Raw genomic sequence first — 16,256 nt, 5'->3', positions numbered from 1 at the left:
GCGCTTAGGGTGAGAGCGCAGCCGGCGCGCCATGCTCGGAGAACACAGGCGCGTCTCGCAAAAACTTCCGAACCTCTTCCACGAGCTGTCGCTCCGGCATGACTCGGGGGCGAAGGCCGGGAATGGACTTCCAAAACATCGATCCGTACCGCTGGGTCACCATGCGCTTGTCGAACACCACAATCACGCCGCGGTCCTGCTTCGTGCGGATCAATCGCCCGACGCCCTGGCGAAACCGCACCACGGCCTCGGGCAAGCTGAGCGCGCGAAACGCATTTTGACCGCTCGCCTGGAGGCGCTCCAACCGGGCGGCCGTCACCGGGTGCGTGGGCGGAGCAAACGGCAGTCGGACGATCACGAGCGAACGCAGCTGATCGCCCGGGAGGTCGATGCCCTCCCAGAACGTCTGCGCGCCAAACATCACGCTCTCCGGGTGAGCGCGAAAGGCTTCCAAAAGCGCGGCGCGGCTCCCGTCCACATCCTGCGCGAGCAGGCTCAAACCGCGCTCTGCAAGTGGCCCACGAGCCTGGCGCGCCGTCTCGCGCAGCAGCGCGTGACTTGTGAAGAGGACGAGCATCCTGCCGCGGGACGCCTCCGCGAGGTGTGCAATGGACGCGGTGAGCCAATTCGCCGCCTCTTCCGGCGGCGCCGACGCGATGTCCGGGACATCGCTCGGAATGTAGAGGCGCGCCTGCTTGTCCATCGCAAACGGAGACGGGACGGTGCGCGCAATCAAGCGGTCGTCTCGAGCGTGCTCCTCGAGGCCGAGCTTTCGAATGGCAAATTCAAACTCGCCGTTCACGGCCAGCGTGGCCGACGTCAGGATCACGGAGCGCAGGGGATCGAACAGGTGTTGCTTCAGCACGCGGGCGACGTCGATAGGAGCCCGATGCAGGCTCACCCGGGCTCGAGATCCGCCGGTTTGCACTTCCGCCCAGGTGACGTCGTCCGGGCCTTCGGTCAACACGTCTTGCATTCGGGCGATCCCGTCCAGCCAAGCGCCGAGGAAGCCGACGGCGTCGACGACCCGCCCGACGTGATCGTCGGAAGGCAGCGATTTGACCAGGTCGGCGAGCCTGGCGCGCAGCTCCTGGAGCCGTTTCACGCCGGCTTTCGTTTGATCCAAAGCCTCGCGGTAGGCCTGAAACGACTCGCTTTGCCGCCACGCCCCGTCGAGGCGCACCTCCGACTGCCCCGCCGGCACGTACGCCTGGATGGCCTGGAACGCCGCGTCCACCTCGGCGCCGACCGTCCCCACCCATTCCTTGCCCTCTTCGAGCCCGTCGATCACGGCGCCTCGCATGTGGAGCTCGTCCAACAGGCGCTCGACTTCCGCCAGCACGCCGGCCCGGCCGCGATCGCGCACGAGGCGATGGGCCAAGGCCGCCATGACGCCGCTGTGGACTTCGAACCCGAGGTGATTCGTCGCCTGTTCCTCGAGGTGATGAGCTTCGTCCACGACGAGATGCTCGTACTTGGGCAGCACGTGGTGATCGGAGCTCAGATCGGACATCACGAGCGAGTGATTGGTCACGATCAGATGCGCCGCCTGCGCGGCCTGCTTGGTGCGAAAGTAATAGCAAGGCTGGAAAAAAGGGCAGCGGCGATGGATGCACGACTCGCTCTCGCTCTGCACGCGAGCCCAAAGCCCTGGTCCCACGGACGACTTGGACAGCGTCTCGCGCGTGCCGTCGGGCGTTTCCGTCAGCCAGACCAGGAGCGACATGATGCCCTGGATGTCCTCCACGGGCGTGGCCATGGTCGCAAGGCGCGCTTCACTTCGCACTTTTCGCAGGCAGACGTAATTGTTGCGGCCTTTCTGGACGACCATCCGAAGCTCGTCCCCGAAGATCCGCCGAAGCAGCGGAAAGTCCCGCTCGGCAATCTGGTCCTGGAGCGAAAGGGTATGCGTGCTTACCACCACGGGTTCCCCCGTCGCCATCGCGATGAGCGCCGCAGGCACGAGATAAGCAAGCGACTTGCCCGTCCCCGTGCCCGCCTCCACCATCGCATGCTTGCCCTCTGCCAGCGCCTGCGCGACGGCCTCCACCATGGCCAGTTGCCCAGGGCGCGCTTCAAAACCAGGCATCGACGTCGCCAAGGGGCCGCCCGGGATGAGGAGGTCTTTGGCCTTCTGCACGATCTCGTCAAGCTTGGCGCGGTCAGGCGTGGGCGGCGCGGCGCGCTCGTCGGCCTTTTGGGGAAGATCGGGCTTCGTGTAATAGAGGCCGTGACGCTCCTCGAGCCTTCCCGCTTGAGGGCCCTCATGCAGGCGCAACACTTGCTCGAACCAGGCGGCCGTGATCGGAGAGAAGAGGCCCGCGAGCCCGGCCAGAAGCTCGAGGACGCCAGGCGGCAGGCGGCGCGCCTTCTCCTCGAGGCGGACCAGAAGATGATGTGCCGTGCGCGCGTCCGCCATCGCGCGGTGGCTCCCTTCGGCGGGCAGGCGCAGGCGGCGCGCGAGGTACTCCAGCCGATGGCTCATGAGCCTCGGCGCCAAAATGCGCGCCAGGCTCAGCGTACAGAGTCCATCCCCGGGATGGAGGGGCAAGCCGTACCGCGCGGCGCGGTGGAGCAAGAAGCTTCGCTCGAACGCCCAGTGATGGCCTGCCATCGGCGCGTCGCCTACAAACTCCGCAAACCGCATCAGGACCTCGCGCTCGGAGGGCGCGCCGGCGACGTCCGCATCTGTCAGGCCCGTCAACCGGGTGATGTCGTCGGGAATGGGACGCTCGGGGCGCACGAGGGCATGAAACGCGTCCACCATCTCGCCGCCGCGCACCCGCAGGGCGCCGACTTCCAAGATGTCCGCCCGCTCCGGATCAAGCCCCGTCGTCTCCAAATCCACGATGATCCATTCCACCCGCTTCGCACTCCCATTCTCGGTTTGTCCGACCCTCTTGCCCTTCCATTGTACTCGACAGCGCGTCTTCCTGCTCCGGAAATCCCGCGCCGACTTCGCCCGCCGCCATCGCACGCGACCGCCGCCGAGTTCCTAGGCCAGCGCTTAAACGCCAAGCGCATGCCGTGCATCCTGACGAAGAGGCTAGATGTGCTCGCGGTCGGAGAACAACACCTCGCCGCTCACGACGGTTCGCGTCACGCCGGGCGACGTCTCAATCACGAGACTCCCGTCGGGTTCCACGGACCTTGCCATCCCGCGCACGCGCTCGTCGCCCACCGCCACCTCCACCTCATGGCCGATGGTCGAGCAAAGCGCGATCCATTCCGCGTGAACCGCTTGAAAACCTCTCCCGTCCCGCAAATCGCGATACAGGCGGTCGAGCTCCGCCAAGATGTGGGCAAGGGCCTTCGGCCGGTCGATAGGCCGCCCCGTCGCATGGAGGATGGTCGTCGCGCGATCGCGGATCTCCTCAGGCAGCTCTTCCAGGGCAAAGTTCGCATTCAGGCCGATGCCGATGACGGCGTGATCGACCATTTCTCCCTCCGCGCGGATCTGGGCCAAGATGCCCCCCGTCTTTCTGCCGCCGAGAAGGATGTCGTTCGGCCACTTGATCTCGACGGGCACGCCGTCCGCGCGAAGCGCGCGGCACACGGCGAGCGCCGCGAGCAGAGTGAGATCGGGCGCGTGCCGCAGCGCACATGGGTTGCGGACGAACACCGTGAACCACATGCCGCCTCGCGGCGACGCCCAGGCGCGATCGCGCCGCCCGCGTCCGCCGGTCTGTTCGCCGGCCGTCACGACGGCACCGTGCGGAAGGCCCTTCTGCGCGAGCTCCAGGGCGGTCTCGTTCGTGGAAGCCCGCGATTCCGCCCACAAGATGGGCGAGCCGAGCAGGCAATCGGGCGGCAGGTGGGGCCGAACCAAAGGCGCCATCAGCTCGTCCGGAATCCGCACGGCCCGGTAGCCGACGCGGGGGGACGCCTCGAACGCGAAACCCAGCTGCTCGAGCGCTTTGATGTGCTTCCAGACGGCCGTCCGCGACAGCCCCAATCGGTGGCTCAGCTCCTCGCCCGAGACGGGACCGTCGGCGAGAAGGAAGGCTTCAATCAGCTGATCCCGCACGCGGGTGTCATCCTGGGCCATGGTCATCGCCTCTCTCTCGGCGCGCCATCGCCTCGCGGCGCAGCGCGTCCGCTTGATTCTCGATTTCACCCCGAAGAATGTGGCGCACCAAACGCCGTTGACATTCGCCAATCTCCTTGCCCCGAAACCCCATGGCCAGGAGCTCCTCTGCGGGCAAGGCGAGATCGGACCGATCCCAGAGCGGCTGCGCCCGGATGGCGCGCTTCCACCGCGCGACCTCGAACACGTCGCCGCGCGCCAAAAACGCGATCATACGAGCCGCCATCTCGGCAGACGCCCGCCCTGCCTCGTACAGCAGTTCGGGCGACGGCACGTCCATTCCCCGCACCCAGGCTTGGACGAGCCGCACGGCGCGCTCGATCTGCCGGGCCATGTCCTTGCCGTATGCGAGCGACTCGGCGAACTGGCGAGCGCACCGAGGGCCGTCGTCGACACCGACGAACCAAAGCGCCACGCTGGGCCAGCCCGGGGGCGGGGCGAGCGAGAAGGGCCCCTCGCGCGCGAGCCAAGAGAACCCCTCTTCCAGCCATGCGAGCGGTTCTCCCTTTCGCCGCCAGAGAAGGGTCGAAGCCAGCCCATCGAGGTGCGCGTGCCACGGCGCGCGCGATAGACGCTCTAATTCTCGCCCAATGCGCTCCAAGGCAATGGGACAGATGGCGTCCGCCGTTTCGATGAGCGCCGCCTCCGTGGCGGGATCGCACTTCAAGTCCAGCTGGACGCAAAACCGCACGGCGCGCACGAGGCGCAGCCCATCCTCGCGGAAACGCGCGGCGGGATCGCCGACCGCGCGCAGGAGCCGGCGCGCGAGATCGCCCCGGCCGTCGAACGGGTCCACGAGGCGGCCGTGCAAGTCGAGCGCCATGGCGTTGATGGTGAAATCGCGCCGCGCGAGATCCGCGTGCACGTCGTCGACAAACCGAACGAAGTCGGGGCGCCGCCCGTCGCCGTACGGGCCTTCGGCTCGAAACGTGGTGACTTCAATCCACACGCCCGCGGACCACACCGACACGGTGCCGTGGCGGATGCCCGTGTCCACCGTGCGGGCAAAGAGCGATTTCACGTCCTCCGGGTGCGCGTTCGTTGCCACGTCGAGATCGGCAGGCGTTCGCCCGAGCAGGAGATCTCTCACTGCGCCGCCGACGAGATACGCCGCATATCCCGAGCGGCAGAGCACTTCCATCACTTCACGCGCCGGGGCCGGGATGCGTATGCTCGCCGCGTTCAGCCGACATCACCTCGCGGTACAAAGCCTCGTACTCGCTGACCTTCGCGTCCACGTGAAACGCCTGCACCGCGCGCTCCCGGGCTCGCGCGGAGAACGCTCGGTACATGGCCTCATCCTGCAAAAGCTGGCAAGCGAGGTCCGCCATGTCGTCGACGTGGCCCACCGGGGCGAGAAAGCCGGTCTCCCCGTGCACCACCACCTCCGGAATGCCGCCGGCGGTCGATCCGACGACGGGCACGCCGCACGACATGGCTTCCAGTGCGACGAGGCCAAAACTCTCGCTCTCAGAAGGCAGCAGGAACAGGTCGGCGGCCGCAAAAAGCGGTGCCACCTCGTCCTGGCGCCCCAAGAAATGCACGCGATCCTCGAGACCCGCCTCCTCCACCTGGCGTTTGGCCGCCCCCCAATCGGGCCCTTCGCCGACGAGAAGCAGCTTGGCGGGCATGCGTCGGGCCACCCGCTCGAATACGGCGATCACGTCCGGAAGCCGTTTGACCGGCCGAAAGTTGGAGATGTGCAGGAGGACGCGCTCGCCGTTCGGCGCAAAGTGACGCTTCAGTTCGCCGCCGCACCCAGGCCGAAACACGTCGGGATCGACGAAGTTGTAGATGCAGCGAATTGGTTTGTCGGTCTCGAACAAGCGGGCCGTGTCCCGCACCAGGCTCTGGCTGACGGCCGTCACCGCGTCGCTTCGCTCAATGCCGAGCTTGATGATGGACTTGAGGCTCGGATCCTGAGCCAACACCGTGATGTCGGTGCCGTGCAGGGTCGTGACGACGCGGATGGGATGCGTCGCCATCTCTCGGGCCAGGTATGCACACACCGCAAACGGCAGGGCGTAGTGCGCGTGCAGCACGTCGAGCTGGTACTCGTCGGCCACGCGCGCCATGAGGCTGGCGAGCGCAAAGTCGTACGGTGGCGTCTTGAGCACTGGATAAGTGATGGGCTCGATCTGGTGAATGTACACGTGTTCCACAAACGCGCCGAGCCGGAATGGCACATCGGTCACGATGAAGTGCACCTCGTGTCCCCTGCGCGCGAGCGCCTTGCCGAGCTCGGTCGCCACCGCGCCAGACCCGCCCACCGTCGGATAACAGCTGATCCCTACGCGCAACGGCGTATCTCCTTTCTGCCGGCCCCCGCTCTCACCAAAGGAGTTTGTCCAACCCGTACACCAGCGTGCGGAGCGTCATGACGCGCCGCACGGCCAGGATGAGGCCGGGCATGAAGCTCTCGCGGCTCAGGGAATCGTGCCGGATGGTCAGCACTTCGCCGGCGCCGCCGAAGATGACTTCCTGGTGCGCCACAAGCCCCGGCAGGCGCACGCTGTGGATGGGCACGTCGTAGTCGACCTCCATCATGGCTTTCGTCCTCAGCGACGTGCCAGACGGCTTGTCTCGCTTGCCGTCGTGGTGAAGTTCGATGATCTCCGCGCGGGGCAGAAAACGCGCTGCCTCGCGCGCGAATCTCATCATCAGAAGCGCACCTATCGCAAAGTTTGGGCAGACGGCGGCGCCCACCTGCCGCTGGCGCGCCATCTCGTCCCATCGGCGCACGTCCTCGTCTGTGTAACCCGTCGCCCCTACCACGGCGCGCACGCCGCGCGAAAGGGCCAGGTCCACATGACGAACGACAGACTCGGGACCGGTCAGGTCCAACCACACGTCGGGCTTTTCCGTGTCCAACAGCCGCTCCGGGTCGTCGTACACGGCGCCGGACGCGGAGAGCCTTCGTTCGGCCTCCTCGTCGGCCCGCCGCACCAAGAGTCCGCAGATGGCGATGTCCTCCTCGCGCCTCAGCGCCTCAAGCGCCACCTGCCCCATGCGGCCGAGCGCCCCCGCCAGCGCCACCCGAATGGTGCCCGCTTCATCCATCTGCACGCCCTCCTAGCCCATCTTCTTCATGACCATCGCGTCGCGTCCAGCGATCGCGATCCCTCGTGGAAAACTTGTGCATCGTCGCCGAAAACGCCTGGTCGAGATTGATCTCCAGCCGATTCGCTAAACACGCGAGCACAAACAGGATATCGCCCATCTCGAGCGCGATATTTCCCTCCGGCTCGTCCGGCCTCTTCGGCTTTTCGCCGTAGTGATGGTTGATCTCGCGGGCCAACTCTCCAAGCTCCTCCGCGAGCCGGACGACGAGCGTCATGGGCTGAAAATATCCTTCTTTGAATTGCGATATGTAGCGGTGGACTTCCTGCTGCAATTCCGAGAGTTGCACGCGCCTTCTCCTCCTCGCGTCACCCATTATACCGGACCGGCTCCCACAAACATAAAAGACGAGGCTTGTCATAAGCATGTATGGACGATCCTGGGCCCGTACCTGGGTCCCGCAAAGGAGGGAAGCGCACTTGCGCAAAGAGAGACGCGGGCACCAGAGCACCGTCCTGTTGGCCGCCATGGCAGTGGTGTTCACGCTGGCGCTCGTGATCTACCCGAAGGTGGGGTACGAGGCCGGCATGCAGGGCCTCCGGGTGTGCTGGGAGATCATCATTCCGTCGCTCTTGCCGTTTTTCATCGTTTCCGAGTTGCTCCTCGGGCTTGGCGTGGTTCGCGGATTCGGCGTCCTCCTCGAGCCGCTGATGCAACCCCTGTTCAGCGTGCCCGGCGTCGGCGCATTCGCCCTGTCCATGGGGCTCGCCGCAGGATATCCCATGGATGCCGTGATCACGGCTCGATTTCGCCAGACCAAGCAGTGCACCCGGATTGAAGGGGAGCGGCTGTTGGCCTTCACCAACACGGCGGATCCGCTGTTCATGTTCGGGGCGGTGGCCGTGGGCATGTTCAAATCGCCTGCGCTCGGCGCGCTGTTCGCCCTCGCGCACTACATTTCCTCGTTTCTCGTCGGCGTCGCGTTTAAGTTTTGGGGACGGCGCGATCCCGACCATCTCAAGGAAGTGAAGGAGCGCGAAGAGGTGAGGCCAAAGGGCAACCTATTCGCGCGGGCGTACCGGGAGATGCTCGCCGCGCGCAAAGAAGACGGGCGCCCCTTCGGCAAACTCCTCGGAAACGCGGTGAGCGAATCCGTGCAGACCATTCTCATGATCTCCGGGTTCATCGTGTTCTTTGCCGTCGTGATCGAAATTCTCGAAGTGAGCGGCATCATGGGCATCTTGGGTTGGCCGCTGATGGAGGTGTACCGCCTGTTCGGGATCCATGCGGGATTGGTCCAACCGACCTTGGCGGGCGTGCTCGAGCTCGACATCGGCAGCGCCCAAACGGCGGCCGTCCCTGCGCCGCTCATCCAAAAGCTCGCGCTCGTGAGCGGCATCATCGCCTGGAGCGGCCTCAGCGTCCACGCGCAGGTCGCGAGTGTGCTGACCCACACCGACATCCGCATGCGCCCGTATTTTCTCGCCCGCTTCCTGCACGCCGCCCTTGCGGCGCTCCTCACCGTCGTTCTGTACGGCATGGGCGTCGGCCGCACCGCGCAAGGCGCTATGGCGCATTTGGCACACCATCTTCCCGCGCTTGCGCCGGCCATGGGGCACGGAGGTTTCTGGGAGACGTTCGCGCGCGCGGTGTCGAACAGCTTGGAACTGTGGCTTGGCATCTTCGCCGCCCTCACCGCCGCGTCCGCCGCGTTGCTCTTGCTGCGGCGAATCCGAGTGGTCGCCTTCTTCGTTCGCTCCCAAGGCTGAGATCATACGAAACGGCCAGGTATCGCCGATACGCGATGCCTGGCCGTTTTCGCGAAGGCCGTGGCTTTGTGGTCATGCGAGAGGGGGAAAGAACCGATGTTGGACCAACTGGTCGAACAATATCCACGCGGACAGCGCGAACGCGTAGACCGCGAACCAGCGCATTCTGGCGCGGGACATGAGCCACTTCGTCCACCGCACCGACAGGTACCCCGCGACGAGCGCCGCCAACATCCCGGCCAGCATGGTCCCGGGCGACAGAGACGCCGACCCGTGGGTTTCGACGAGATCGTCAAGTTTGACGAGGACGCCGCCCAAAATCGCCGGGATGGACAACAGAAACGAAAACCGCGTCGCCGCCTCCCTGGTCATGCCTCGCCAAAGTCCCCCGGCGATGGTCAGCCCGGAGCGCGAGAGAGCCGGCAAGATGGCAGCGCCCTGTAGCGCGCCAATCCACAGGCTGTCAGCGACGGTCATCGTCTTCTCGTTCTTTTGGCCGGCCTCCACGGCGTCCATCCACCAAAGGATGACACCTGTCAGCAGGAACTCGAGGCCGATGGTCGCGCCCGATGCAAAGAGATCGTCGAACCATTCCTCGAACAGCGCGCCGATCACGGCCGTCGGCAAGAGCGCCAAGACAAGCATCCACGTCTCGCGCGCCCTCGGATGCTGAAGGAGCCAGCGCACTTCCCTGCGCATCGCGTACATGACCGCGATCAGCGTCCCCACATGGAGCATCAGGACAAACGCGGTGTTGCGTTCGACGTCGACGCGAAGCAACTTCTCCAAGAGGACGATGTGCCCTGAACTCGAGATGGGTAAAAATTCCGTAAGACCCTGGACCGCTCCGAAGAGCACGGCCTCTCCGTAAGTCATCCCCGTTCCTCCCTGATACCACGACCTCCCTCCCGCAGACGCGCCATAGGCCTTGGCCCTCTAGATATGTATGGACAGGCGCGTCAGAACATGTCCGGGCCTGGCGGCATGTCCGGAGACCCATTTCCATACCATGTAGCGACAAGGACAACGAGGCGGGGAGGAACGAGCGTGAAGGCTGCGAAGCTCGCCTTGCAAATTGCCGCAGTGTACATCGGCACGGTGGTCGGCGCGGGATTCGCGTCTGGTCAGGAGGTCTACCAATTCTTTAGCCGTTTCGGAGCGTGGGGATTTGTCGGGATTGGCGTCGCCACATGCCTCTTCGCGTGGTGGGGATACCGTTTGCTGTCGCTCGGAGCCGAATGTCAGGCCGCGTCGTTTCGAGATCTCACGTCCCGGGCCCTGCCGCCGTGGCTCGCTCGAGGGATAGACGCGCTCATCATCGCGATGTTATTGGGCACCACCACGGCCATGCTGGCCGGCACAGGGGCGTTGTTTCGCGAGCAGTTGCACCTGCCGTACGCACTCGGCGTCATCTGCGCCATGGCGGTGACCGCCCTCACCACGGCCTTCGGCATGCGCGGGCTATTGGGCGCCAACGCCGCGATTGTCCCGACGCTCTGCCTCTTCGCCGTGGGGTTGGGCCTCGCCAACCTGATCCATCCATCGCAGAGGTGGGCCATGTTCCACCCTCACGCCGCATCAGGCTCGGCAGGGGGCGCCTTGCTTTCGGCGCTCGTCTACGCCGCGATGAACGTCGGCCTGTCGATCGGCGTGCTGGTGCCGCTCGGCGGCAGCATTCGGGACCGCAACGCCCTTCGCAATGGCGCCATAGTCGGCGCCTTGGGACTCGGCGCCCTGCTCGCCTCCGTCGCCGCGACCCTGTTCGCACACGCGCCGGACGCGTACGCCTACGCCGTGCCGATGGGGCGGATCGCCGCCTCCTACCCGCGGTTCGTGTCGGCATTGTTTATCGCGGTCCTCTTCGGGGAAATCTACTCCACACTGGTTGGCAATCTGTACGGTCTGCTCGGCGAACGGCCGACGACAAGAATGAAACGATTCGCTGCGGCAGGTTTGGTGCTATGCGTCTGCGCCGCGTTCACCGCCTTTGGTTTTCGGGCGATTGTCCAGTACGGGTACACGGCCTTCGGCTGGATTGCGCTGTGGCTCCTCACCCTTCTGACATCGGCGCGCCGCCCGTTGAAGACACGGTGATTCCGCCCGTATAATGGCTCATAGTACCAGCCAAGCGGCAAGGGAGTCACCCGTGATGAAGACATTCGAACGCAGCATACAATGGGGCGCCATTGCGGTGGGCGCCCTCATCTACGCCCTCGGACTGAACGGATTTCTGGTGGCCAATCACTTGGCCGAAGGCGGTTTTGTGGGAATCTCGCTGCTCCTGTTGTACAAGCTCCACGTCCCCATCGGGGTCTCCTTTTTCATTCTGAACATCCCGCTTCTCATCGTCGCCTGGAAGCAGTTCGGCCACGAGTTTGTCCTGAAGACGGCCGCAGGCGTCGCGGGCGTGTCCGCCTTCACCGAACTCACGCAACCTTTTCGGGTTCCTCTGCACGATCCCCTGCTGGCCGCGCTGTATGCGGGCGTGATCACCGGCATCGGGCTTGGCCTCATCTTTCGGGCCGGCGGCACCACAGGCGGTTCCGACATTATCGCGCGCCTGCTTCGCCACCACCGAGGAATCGGCATGGGCCAGACCCTCTTCGCCATCGATTTTGTCGTCATCCTGTCGGTCATGATGCTCATCGGCAAGGAGGTGGCGATGTACTCGCTCGTGGCGCTGTTCGTCGCGAGCCGCGTGATCGACTTCGTGATAGAAGGCGCCTCGAGTGGCCGCGCGATGATGATTGTCTCCGACCACCATCGCGACATCATTGAGGCCATCCATCGCGAGCTCGATCGCGGCACGACGCTGTTGCAGGCCCGCGGCGGGTACACCGGGGCCAGCCGAGAGGTGATCTACTGCGTGGTCTCGCGTGACGAGGTTTCGCGCGTGCAGCGCATCATCCAGAGCATCGATCCGTACGCGTTCGTGACGGTCAATCCGGTCCACGAGGTGCTGGGAGAAGGGTTCACCTTCGACGGTGAAGCAAGTTCGTCGAACAAGCGGCGCAAAAAATGGCTGTGAGGCTCGCAGCCACACAGCCCATTCCAGCGCAGGCATCAAGCGGGAAAGTCTTCGAGGGATTCGCCGCGATCGAACTGGATGAGCCGCTCGCTCGCCGCGAGAAAGGCGCGCTTGTCGCCCGCGTCCAGCGCCGCATCGACCGCCCGCATCAGCTGTTCTCGCCGGTACGCCCGCAGCGCCTGCTCAATCACCAGATCCGCCTGAACAGACAACATCTCTCGAATGGCGGGATCCAAATCCGGACGCGCAGGCTCCTCGAGGACCGAGGCGAATTCGGGGCATGTGCTTCGGTCCTTAAAGAACAGGCCCACGTAGATGTCCTCGTCCGGGTGCTGGTACAAATCCATGAACGCCTGCTCGACGTCGGTGGTCACCGGTTTGTTGCGCCGATAGTACCGAAAGGGCGCGACGTGCACACAAGTGGTCGAGACCACGATGACGCGCGAGAATTGACGGAAATTGTCTACGAAGTGAACGCGCTCGAGGATGTTCTCGCGCGACATCATGTAGCGCAGCAACATCTCGGCCTCACGGCTCTGCAATCGGTAGTTGGCTAGAAACCAGCGCAGGAAATGCTTCTTCTCAGCGACGCTCACGGTGGTTCCCATAGCCATTCTCCTCCCTGCTTCCCGAGGTCTCGGAAGCGTCCAGCGAGCATCCGCAAGTTTCGAATTGTGTGTTCATTGTATTCTGTGAACGAGCTCGCTTTTCCTGCACCCGGCGTGTTTTTCCGTTCTGGACGCTACGCCCACGATTCACCCGACTGGACATCCGCGGTATCCGCCCCGATCTCGCCGCGCGCTTCGGCCACCCAGCGAGCGAGCATCCGCTCGACGTTTTGCGGGATACCGTACAGCGCGTGTCGGACCACAAAGGCGCGCCACGCGTCGAAGTCATGGCCCTCCCGCAACCCTCGCGCGACCGTATGCGCCAGGATCCGATACGCGCGAACGCCACTCGACGGAATCCGCTCGACGAACGGAGCGATGGTGTCTTCCAGGCGCGGATCGGGCGACACGACGACCAATTCAAAATTGGGCTGCACGACAAGCGCCGGCCGGCGTTCGGTGAGGTCGGCGGTCGACTCCGCGTCGCCTTGTGATAATAATTCTTGACCGAGTTCGGTCGTTTGAAACCACTTCGGAGGAGATTCTGGTGTATCCGAACCAATTCTGGCGACGCCCAGGTGAACCAGCATCTTGACGATTCGGATTCGCCAAACATCCTCGGCGGAATCGTAATAAAAGGCGTTCACGAAGGGACGGCACACCTCGTACAGGGAAGCGAGATCGAGCCAATCCCCTCCCACGCGGCGGACGAGCTGCAGCACGTCCGCCAAGCGCGGAATCGCCCCCCGATAACTGACGATGTAGTGCCTCAGAAGGCGCCGCAACTTGGCCACTGTCAAGCGGGACTTCCACGCCGCAAAGCGCGCTTCGTCCACTTCCACGCGGCCGTCCTGCTCGACGAGCACCCCCTCGTCGCAGGCGAAATCGTATATCAGGGCCAGCCGGTCGGGGTAGGCGAACGCGCGCTTCCCGTATCCGAATCTCCACCGCGGCAGTTCAAGCGATTCCTCCACCTCAAACAGCTGCATCAGCTGCTCGAGATGGCGTTTGTACATGGCGCCGGTCGTCGTGAGGCGAACGTCGTGCCCGCGCACGTAGTCCACGAGCGCTTCGAAATCCACGAGGATGGCGTCTTCCTCATCCCGCACGCACGGCGGTTCCTCGCGGCGCTTCAGGACCTGAGCGCGCCAGGCCTTCACGTAATGATCGTGACATGCTTCCTGCACATCCTCCGGCACAACCAGCGGAAACTTTGTGGCGGGGTCCGGGTGCACGTACAGCCAGCCAGCCTCGAGCGCGCGTTCGATGGCCCCGTCGCCGAAGGGCGTGAGGAGCGAAGCCATTTCCTCGCGCGCAAAGGCGTGACGCGGCTGAAGCACGACACGCCGCATCGCGGCGTCCCACTCCGAGCACCACCGCTCCACCATGGTTTTGCGCGCCTCGGGATCGAGCCAAGCCTCCAGAATGGCCTGCAGAATATCGAGTTTCGAGTAGGGAACGCAGGTGACGTGGAGAGACTTTGCAATCCGTTGGAGTGTCGGGACGGACGCGTGGTTCAGGCATTCATTCAGGCGCATGCGGTTCCCTCCGCACCGTTTTCGCCTAGCATGCCCATGGCTATGCAATATTATCCTTTTGAACTTCTTTTTAGCACACCCTGACCTCCAACCCGCGCGACAAAAAAGAGGGAACTCGCTCGCGGCGAATTCCCAACACAGGAGATTCTGCTAGGAGTGGAGAGAAATCAGAACATAACACCCTTCGACTTGAATGATACACCCGTCTGTAAACGCTGTCAATACCACATCTGCTCCGATTTTTCAGATTAATTCGTGTTTCTCGCGTCGTCCGCTCGTGCGCGACGCCACTTCGCCTCTTCCAGCAGAATCCTCACTTCCGCCGCATCGTTTTGCTCGAGCGCCGCGCGAAATGCGCGCGCCGCCGATTCGAACCGCCGCAGCCAGGCGATGACGTGATCGCGGTTCGCACTGAGCGTCTGAACCCAGAATTCCGACGGCGACGACGCCAACCGCGTCACATCCCAAAACGCGGGACCCGCGACTTCGGCGATGGCCGCGGGATCCATTTCGGCCGCGAGGACGGCGCACTGGCTCGCGAGATGAATGCCGTGACTCGCGTCGGCCATGCGCCGGTCGTGGTGGTCCGCATCCGGAACCCAGACGACGCGAGCACCCAGGCTGCGCACAAGCTCCTCGATTTCCGCGGGCGGGCGGTGCGTGTCGAGAAAAATCCACGGTCTTCCTTCGAACAAGTTTTCCTCCGCGCCGAGCGGCCCCGGCTGCGCCTTGCCCGCCATAGGATGCGACGGGACGCCGCGCGATCCGGCGAGGACGCGATCCATGGCCTCCACAATGGGTCGCTTCACACTGCACACGTCCATGACCCATCTGGCTTTCCCGCGCACACGCGGAAGCAGGTGGACGGCGGCGTCCACCGGCACGGCGAGCACGGCGAGATCGTAGTCGGAGGGCGCGCTGTCCAGCGCGTGCCACACGCGGCGAAACGCACCGAGCTGTGCGGCCTGTTCCCGATAGGCTGCGTTCACCTCCATGGCATCGACATCCAGGTGCGGCATCCGACGAGAAAGGGCGAGGCCCATCGACCCGCCGATGAGTCCCGCCCCCACAATGAGCACGCGTTTCAGCGCCATGGTCCCCCTCACACCAAGCTGGCGGCAGGCTCGAACGTCTTCATCACCTGATGGATGGCCCGCACCTGGTTCGCCAGTTGGTCGAATTCCTCGAGGGTGATCGTCTGGTTGCCGTCCGACCATGCCTTAGAAGGATCCTTGTGCACCTCGACGATCACGCCGTGTGCACCGGCCGCAATCCCCGCCCGCGCCATGTCCGTCACGTAGCGCGCGTGACCGACGCCATGAGACGGATCGACGAGGATGGGCAGGTGAGACAGGTGCTTCACCACAGGCACGGCGTTCAGATCCAGCGTGTTGCGCGTGTAGGTCTCAAACGTCCGGATGCCGCGTTCGCAAAGAATGACGTTCGGGTTCCCCTCCGCCATGATGTACTCGGCCGACATGAGCCACTCTTCAATGGTGTTGGAAAAACCGCGCTTCAAGAGCACCGGTTTACCGGTCCGGCCCACCGCCTTGAGGAGCGGGAAGTTTTGCATGTTGCGCGCGCCAATCTGCAGCACATCGACGTACTCGGCCACGAGCGGCACGAGCCCTGGCTCCATCACCTCGGACACGATGGCGAGCCCCGTCTCCTCCCGCGCGTCGGCCAGGTACTTGAGCCCCTCCTCGCCGAGCCCTTGGAACGAATACGGGGACGATCTCGGCTTAAAGGCGCCGCCCCGCAGCATGTGCGCCCCACTTCGCTTGATGGCGCGCGCAATTTCCAGCAATCCTTCGCGCGTCTCCACCGAGCACGGCCCCGCGATGAGCGTGGGTTCCGGGCCGCCCACGACGTGACCGCGGATTTCAATCCGCGTGTCGTCCGGGTGAAAGGGACGGCTCGCGAGCTTAAACGGATAGCTCACCGTCACCAGCTTTTCCACGCCCGGCAGCGTCTCGATGCCGAGCTCATGCACCTTCTCCTTCGGGCCGATCACGCCGATCACCGTCGTCTCCACGCCGACCGACAGGTGCGCCCCGAGCCCTTTGCTCTGGAGCAACTCCATCACGCGATCGATCTCCGACTGCGACGCGCCCTCCTTCATGACCACGATCATGTGTCTCTCTCCTCCAAGCATTCTTTTTTGTA

14 protein-coding genes are annotated in these 16,256 nt (G+C 64.5%); 3 read left to right on the top strand and 11 right to left on the bottom strand.

All coding sequences use genetic code 11. The features are described from left to right. Positions 1-4: 4 nt before the first annotated feature. The 6 genes from AS26_RS01600 to AS26_RS01575 form a co-directional block, all read right to left on the bottom strand. Positions 5-2,863 (bottom strand): helicase C-terminal domain-containing protein, encoded by a 2,859-nt coding sequence (locus tag AS26_RS01600; RefSeq protein ID WP_062305591.1) that lies wholly within the window; start codon positions 2,861-2,863, stop codon positions 5-7. A gap of 183 nt (positions 2,864-3,046) precedes the next feature. Continuing rightward, entirely contained in the window at positions 3,047-4,048 is a 1,002-nt protein-coding gene (locus AS26_RS01595; protein WP_062305590.1) for a biotin--[acetyl-CoA-carboxylase] ligase, read from the bottom strand. Then, positions 4,035-5,228, bottom strand: coding sequence for a tRNA cytidylyltransferase (locus tag AS26_RS01590; RefSeq protein WP_245629550.1), 1,194 nt, complete (start codon positions 5,226-5,228; stop codon positions 4,035-4,037). Before AS26_RS01590 ends, AS26_RS01595 begins: the two co-directional genes overlap by 14 nt. 4 nt (positions 5,229-5,232) lie before the next feature. Continuing rightward, complete coding sequence (gene bshA / locus AS26_RS01585) at positions 5,233-6,387, bottom strand: N-acetyl-alpha-D-glucosaminyl L-malate synthase BshA (protein ID WP_062305587.1); 1,155 nt, start codon at positions 6,385-6,387, stop codon at positions 5,233-5,235. A 31-nt stretch (positions 6,388-6,418) separates the two neighbouring features. Beyond that, a complete protein-coding gene (gene dapB / locus AS26_RS01580) occupies positions 6,419-7,147 on the bottom strand; it encodes a 4-hydroxy-tetrahydrodipicolinate reductase (protein ID WP_062305585.1) in 729 nt (242 codons plus the stop codon). Then, on the bottom strand, positions 7,140-7,496 hold the full coding sequence (locus AS26_RS01575; protein ID WP_245629549.1) for a nucleotide pyrophosphohydrolase: 357 nt from the start codon (positions 7,494-7,496) through the stop codon (positions 7,140-7,142). Before AS26_RS01575 ends, dapB begins: the two co-directional genes overlap by 8 nt. A gap of 130 nt (positions 7,497-7,626) precedes the next feature. On the opposite strand from AS26_RS01575, the gene spoVV reads away from it, so the two are divergent. Then, positions 7,627-8,916 carry a dipicolinic acid transporter SpoVV gene (spoVV, locus tag AS26_RS01570; RefSeq protein WP_062305583.1) on the top strand — a complete coding sequence of 430 codons (1,290 nt, stop codon included), beginning with the start codon at positions 7,627-7,629 and terminating at the stop codon, positions 8,914-8,916. A 72-nt stretch (positions 8,917-8,988) separates the two neighbouring features. Here the strand turns inward: spoVV and AS26_RS01565 are convergent, their stop codons facing one another. Next, positions 8,989-9,792, bottom strand: coding sequence for an undecaprenyl-diphosphate phosphatase (locus AS26_RS01565; protein WP_062305581.1), 804 nt, complete (start codon positions 9,790-9,792; stop codon positions 8,989-8,991). A 171-nt stretch (positions 9,793-9,963) separates the two neighbouring features. Here AS26_RS01565 and AS26_RS01560 point away from each other — a divergent pair, with 171 nt between their 5' ends. Beyond that, the gene (locus AS26_RS01560; RefSeq protein WP_062305580.1) at positions 9,964-11,010 is read left to right on the top strand and encodes a YkvI family membrane protein; all 1,047 of its coding nucleotides are present in this window, start codon (positions 9,964-9,966) and stop codon (positions 11,008-11,010) included. A gap of 55 nt (positions 11,011-11,065) precedes the next feature. Then, the gene (locus tag AS26_RS01555; protein WP_062305579.1) at positions 11,066-11,944 is read left to right on the top strand and encodes a YitT family protein; all 879 of its coding nucleotides are present in this window, start codon (positions 11,066-11,068) and stop codon (positions 11,942-11,944) included. A gap of 35 nt (positions 11,945-11,979) precedes the next feature. On the opposite strand, the gene AS26_RS01550 is transcribed toward AS26_RS01555, so the two are convergent. The 4 genes from AS26_RS01550 to aroF form a co-directional block, all read right to left on the bottom strand. Then, positions 11,980-12,552, bottom strand: coding sequence for a YpiB family protein (locus tag AS26_RS01550; RefSeq protein ID WP_062305578.1), 573 nt, complete (start codon positions 12,550-12,552; stop codon positions 11,980-11,982). A gap of 134 nt (positions 12,553-12,686) precedes the next feature. Further along, entirely contained in the window at positions 12,687-14,090 is a 1,404-nt protein-coding gene (locus tag AS26_RS01545) for a hypothetical protein (protein WP_062305576.1), read from the bottom strand. A gap of 248 nt (positions 14,091-14,338) precedes the next feature. Next, positions 14,339-15,184 (bottom strand): prephenate dehydrogenase, encoded by an 846-nt coding sequence (locus tag AS26_RS01540; RefSeq protein ID WP_062305574.1) that lies wholly within the window; start codon positions 15,182-15,184, stop codon positions 14,339-14,341. Between the two features lie 8 nt (positions 15,185-15,192). Continuing rightward, positions 15,193-16,224 carry a 3-deoxy-7-phosphoheptulonate synthase gene (gene aroF, locus AS26_RS01535; RefSeq protein ID WP_062305570.1) on the bottom strand — a complete coding sequence of 344 codons (1,032 nt, stop codon included), beginning with the start codon at positions 16,222-16,224 and terminating at the stop codon, positions 15,193-15,195. Positions 16,225-16,256 lie beyond the last annotated feature (32 nt).

The organism is Alicyclobacillus sendaiensis NBRC 100866 (assembly GCF_001552675.1).
GTDB lineage: Bacteria > Bacillota > Bacilli > Alicyclobacillales > Alicyclobacillaceae > Alicyclobacillus > Alicyclobacillus sendaiensis.
Note: the sequence above shows the minus strand (reverse complement) of the source record. Positions and strands in the feature narration are given on the sequence as shown.

Excerpts from the sequence above, each read along its gene's own strand:
- AS26_RS01595 (WP_062305590.1), bottom strand. The coding sequence starts at position 4,048 with ATGGCCCAGGATGACACCCGCGTGCGGGATCAGCTGATTGAAGCCTTC.
- AS26_RS01590 (WP_245629550.1), bottom strand. The coding sequence starts at position 5,228 with ATGGAAGTGCTCTGCCGCTCGGGATATGCGGCGTATCTCGTCGGCGGC.
- dapB (WP_062305585.1), bottom strand. The coding sequence starts at position 7,147 with ATGGATGAAGCGGGCACCATTCGGGTGGCGCTGGCGGGGGCGCTCGGC.
- AS26_RS01565 (WP_062305581.1), bottom strand. The coding sequence starts at position 9,792 with ATGACTTACGGAGAGGCCGTGCTCTTCGGAGCGGTCCAGGGTCTTACG.
- AS26_RS01555 (WP_062305579.1), top strand. The coding sequence starts at position 11,066 with ATGAAGACATTCGAACGCAGCATACAATGGGGCGCCATTGCGGTGGGC.
- AS26_RS01550 (WP_062305578.1), bottom strand. The coding sequence starts at position 12,552 with ATGGGAACCACCGTGAGCGTCGCTGAGAAGAAGCATTTCCTGCGCTGG.
- AS26_RS01545 (WP_062305576.1), bottom strand. The coding sequence starts at position 14,090 with ATGCGCCTGAATGAATGCCTGAACCACGCGTCCGTCCCGACACTCCAA.
- AS26_RS01540 (WP_062305574.1), bottom strand. The coding sequence starts at position 15,184 with ATGGCGCTGAAACGCGTGCTCATTGTGGGGGCGGGACTCATCGGCGGG.
- aroF (WP_062305570.1), bottom strand. The coding sequence starts at position 16,224 with ATGATCGTGGTCATGAAGGAGGGCGCGTCGCAGTCGGAGATCGATCGC.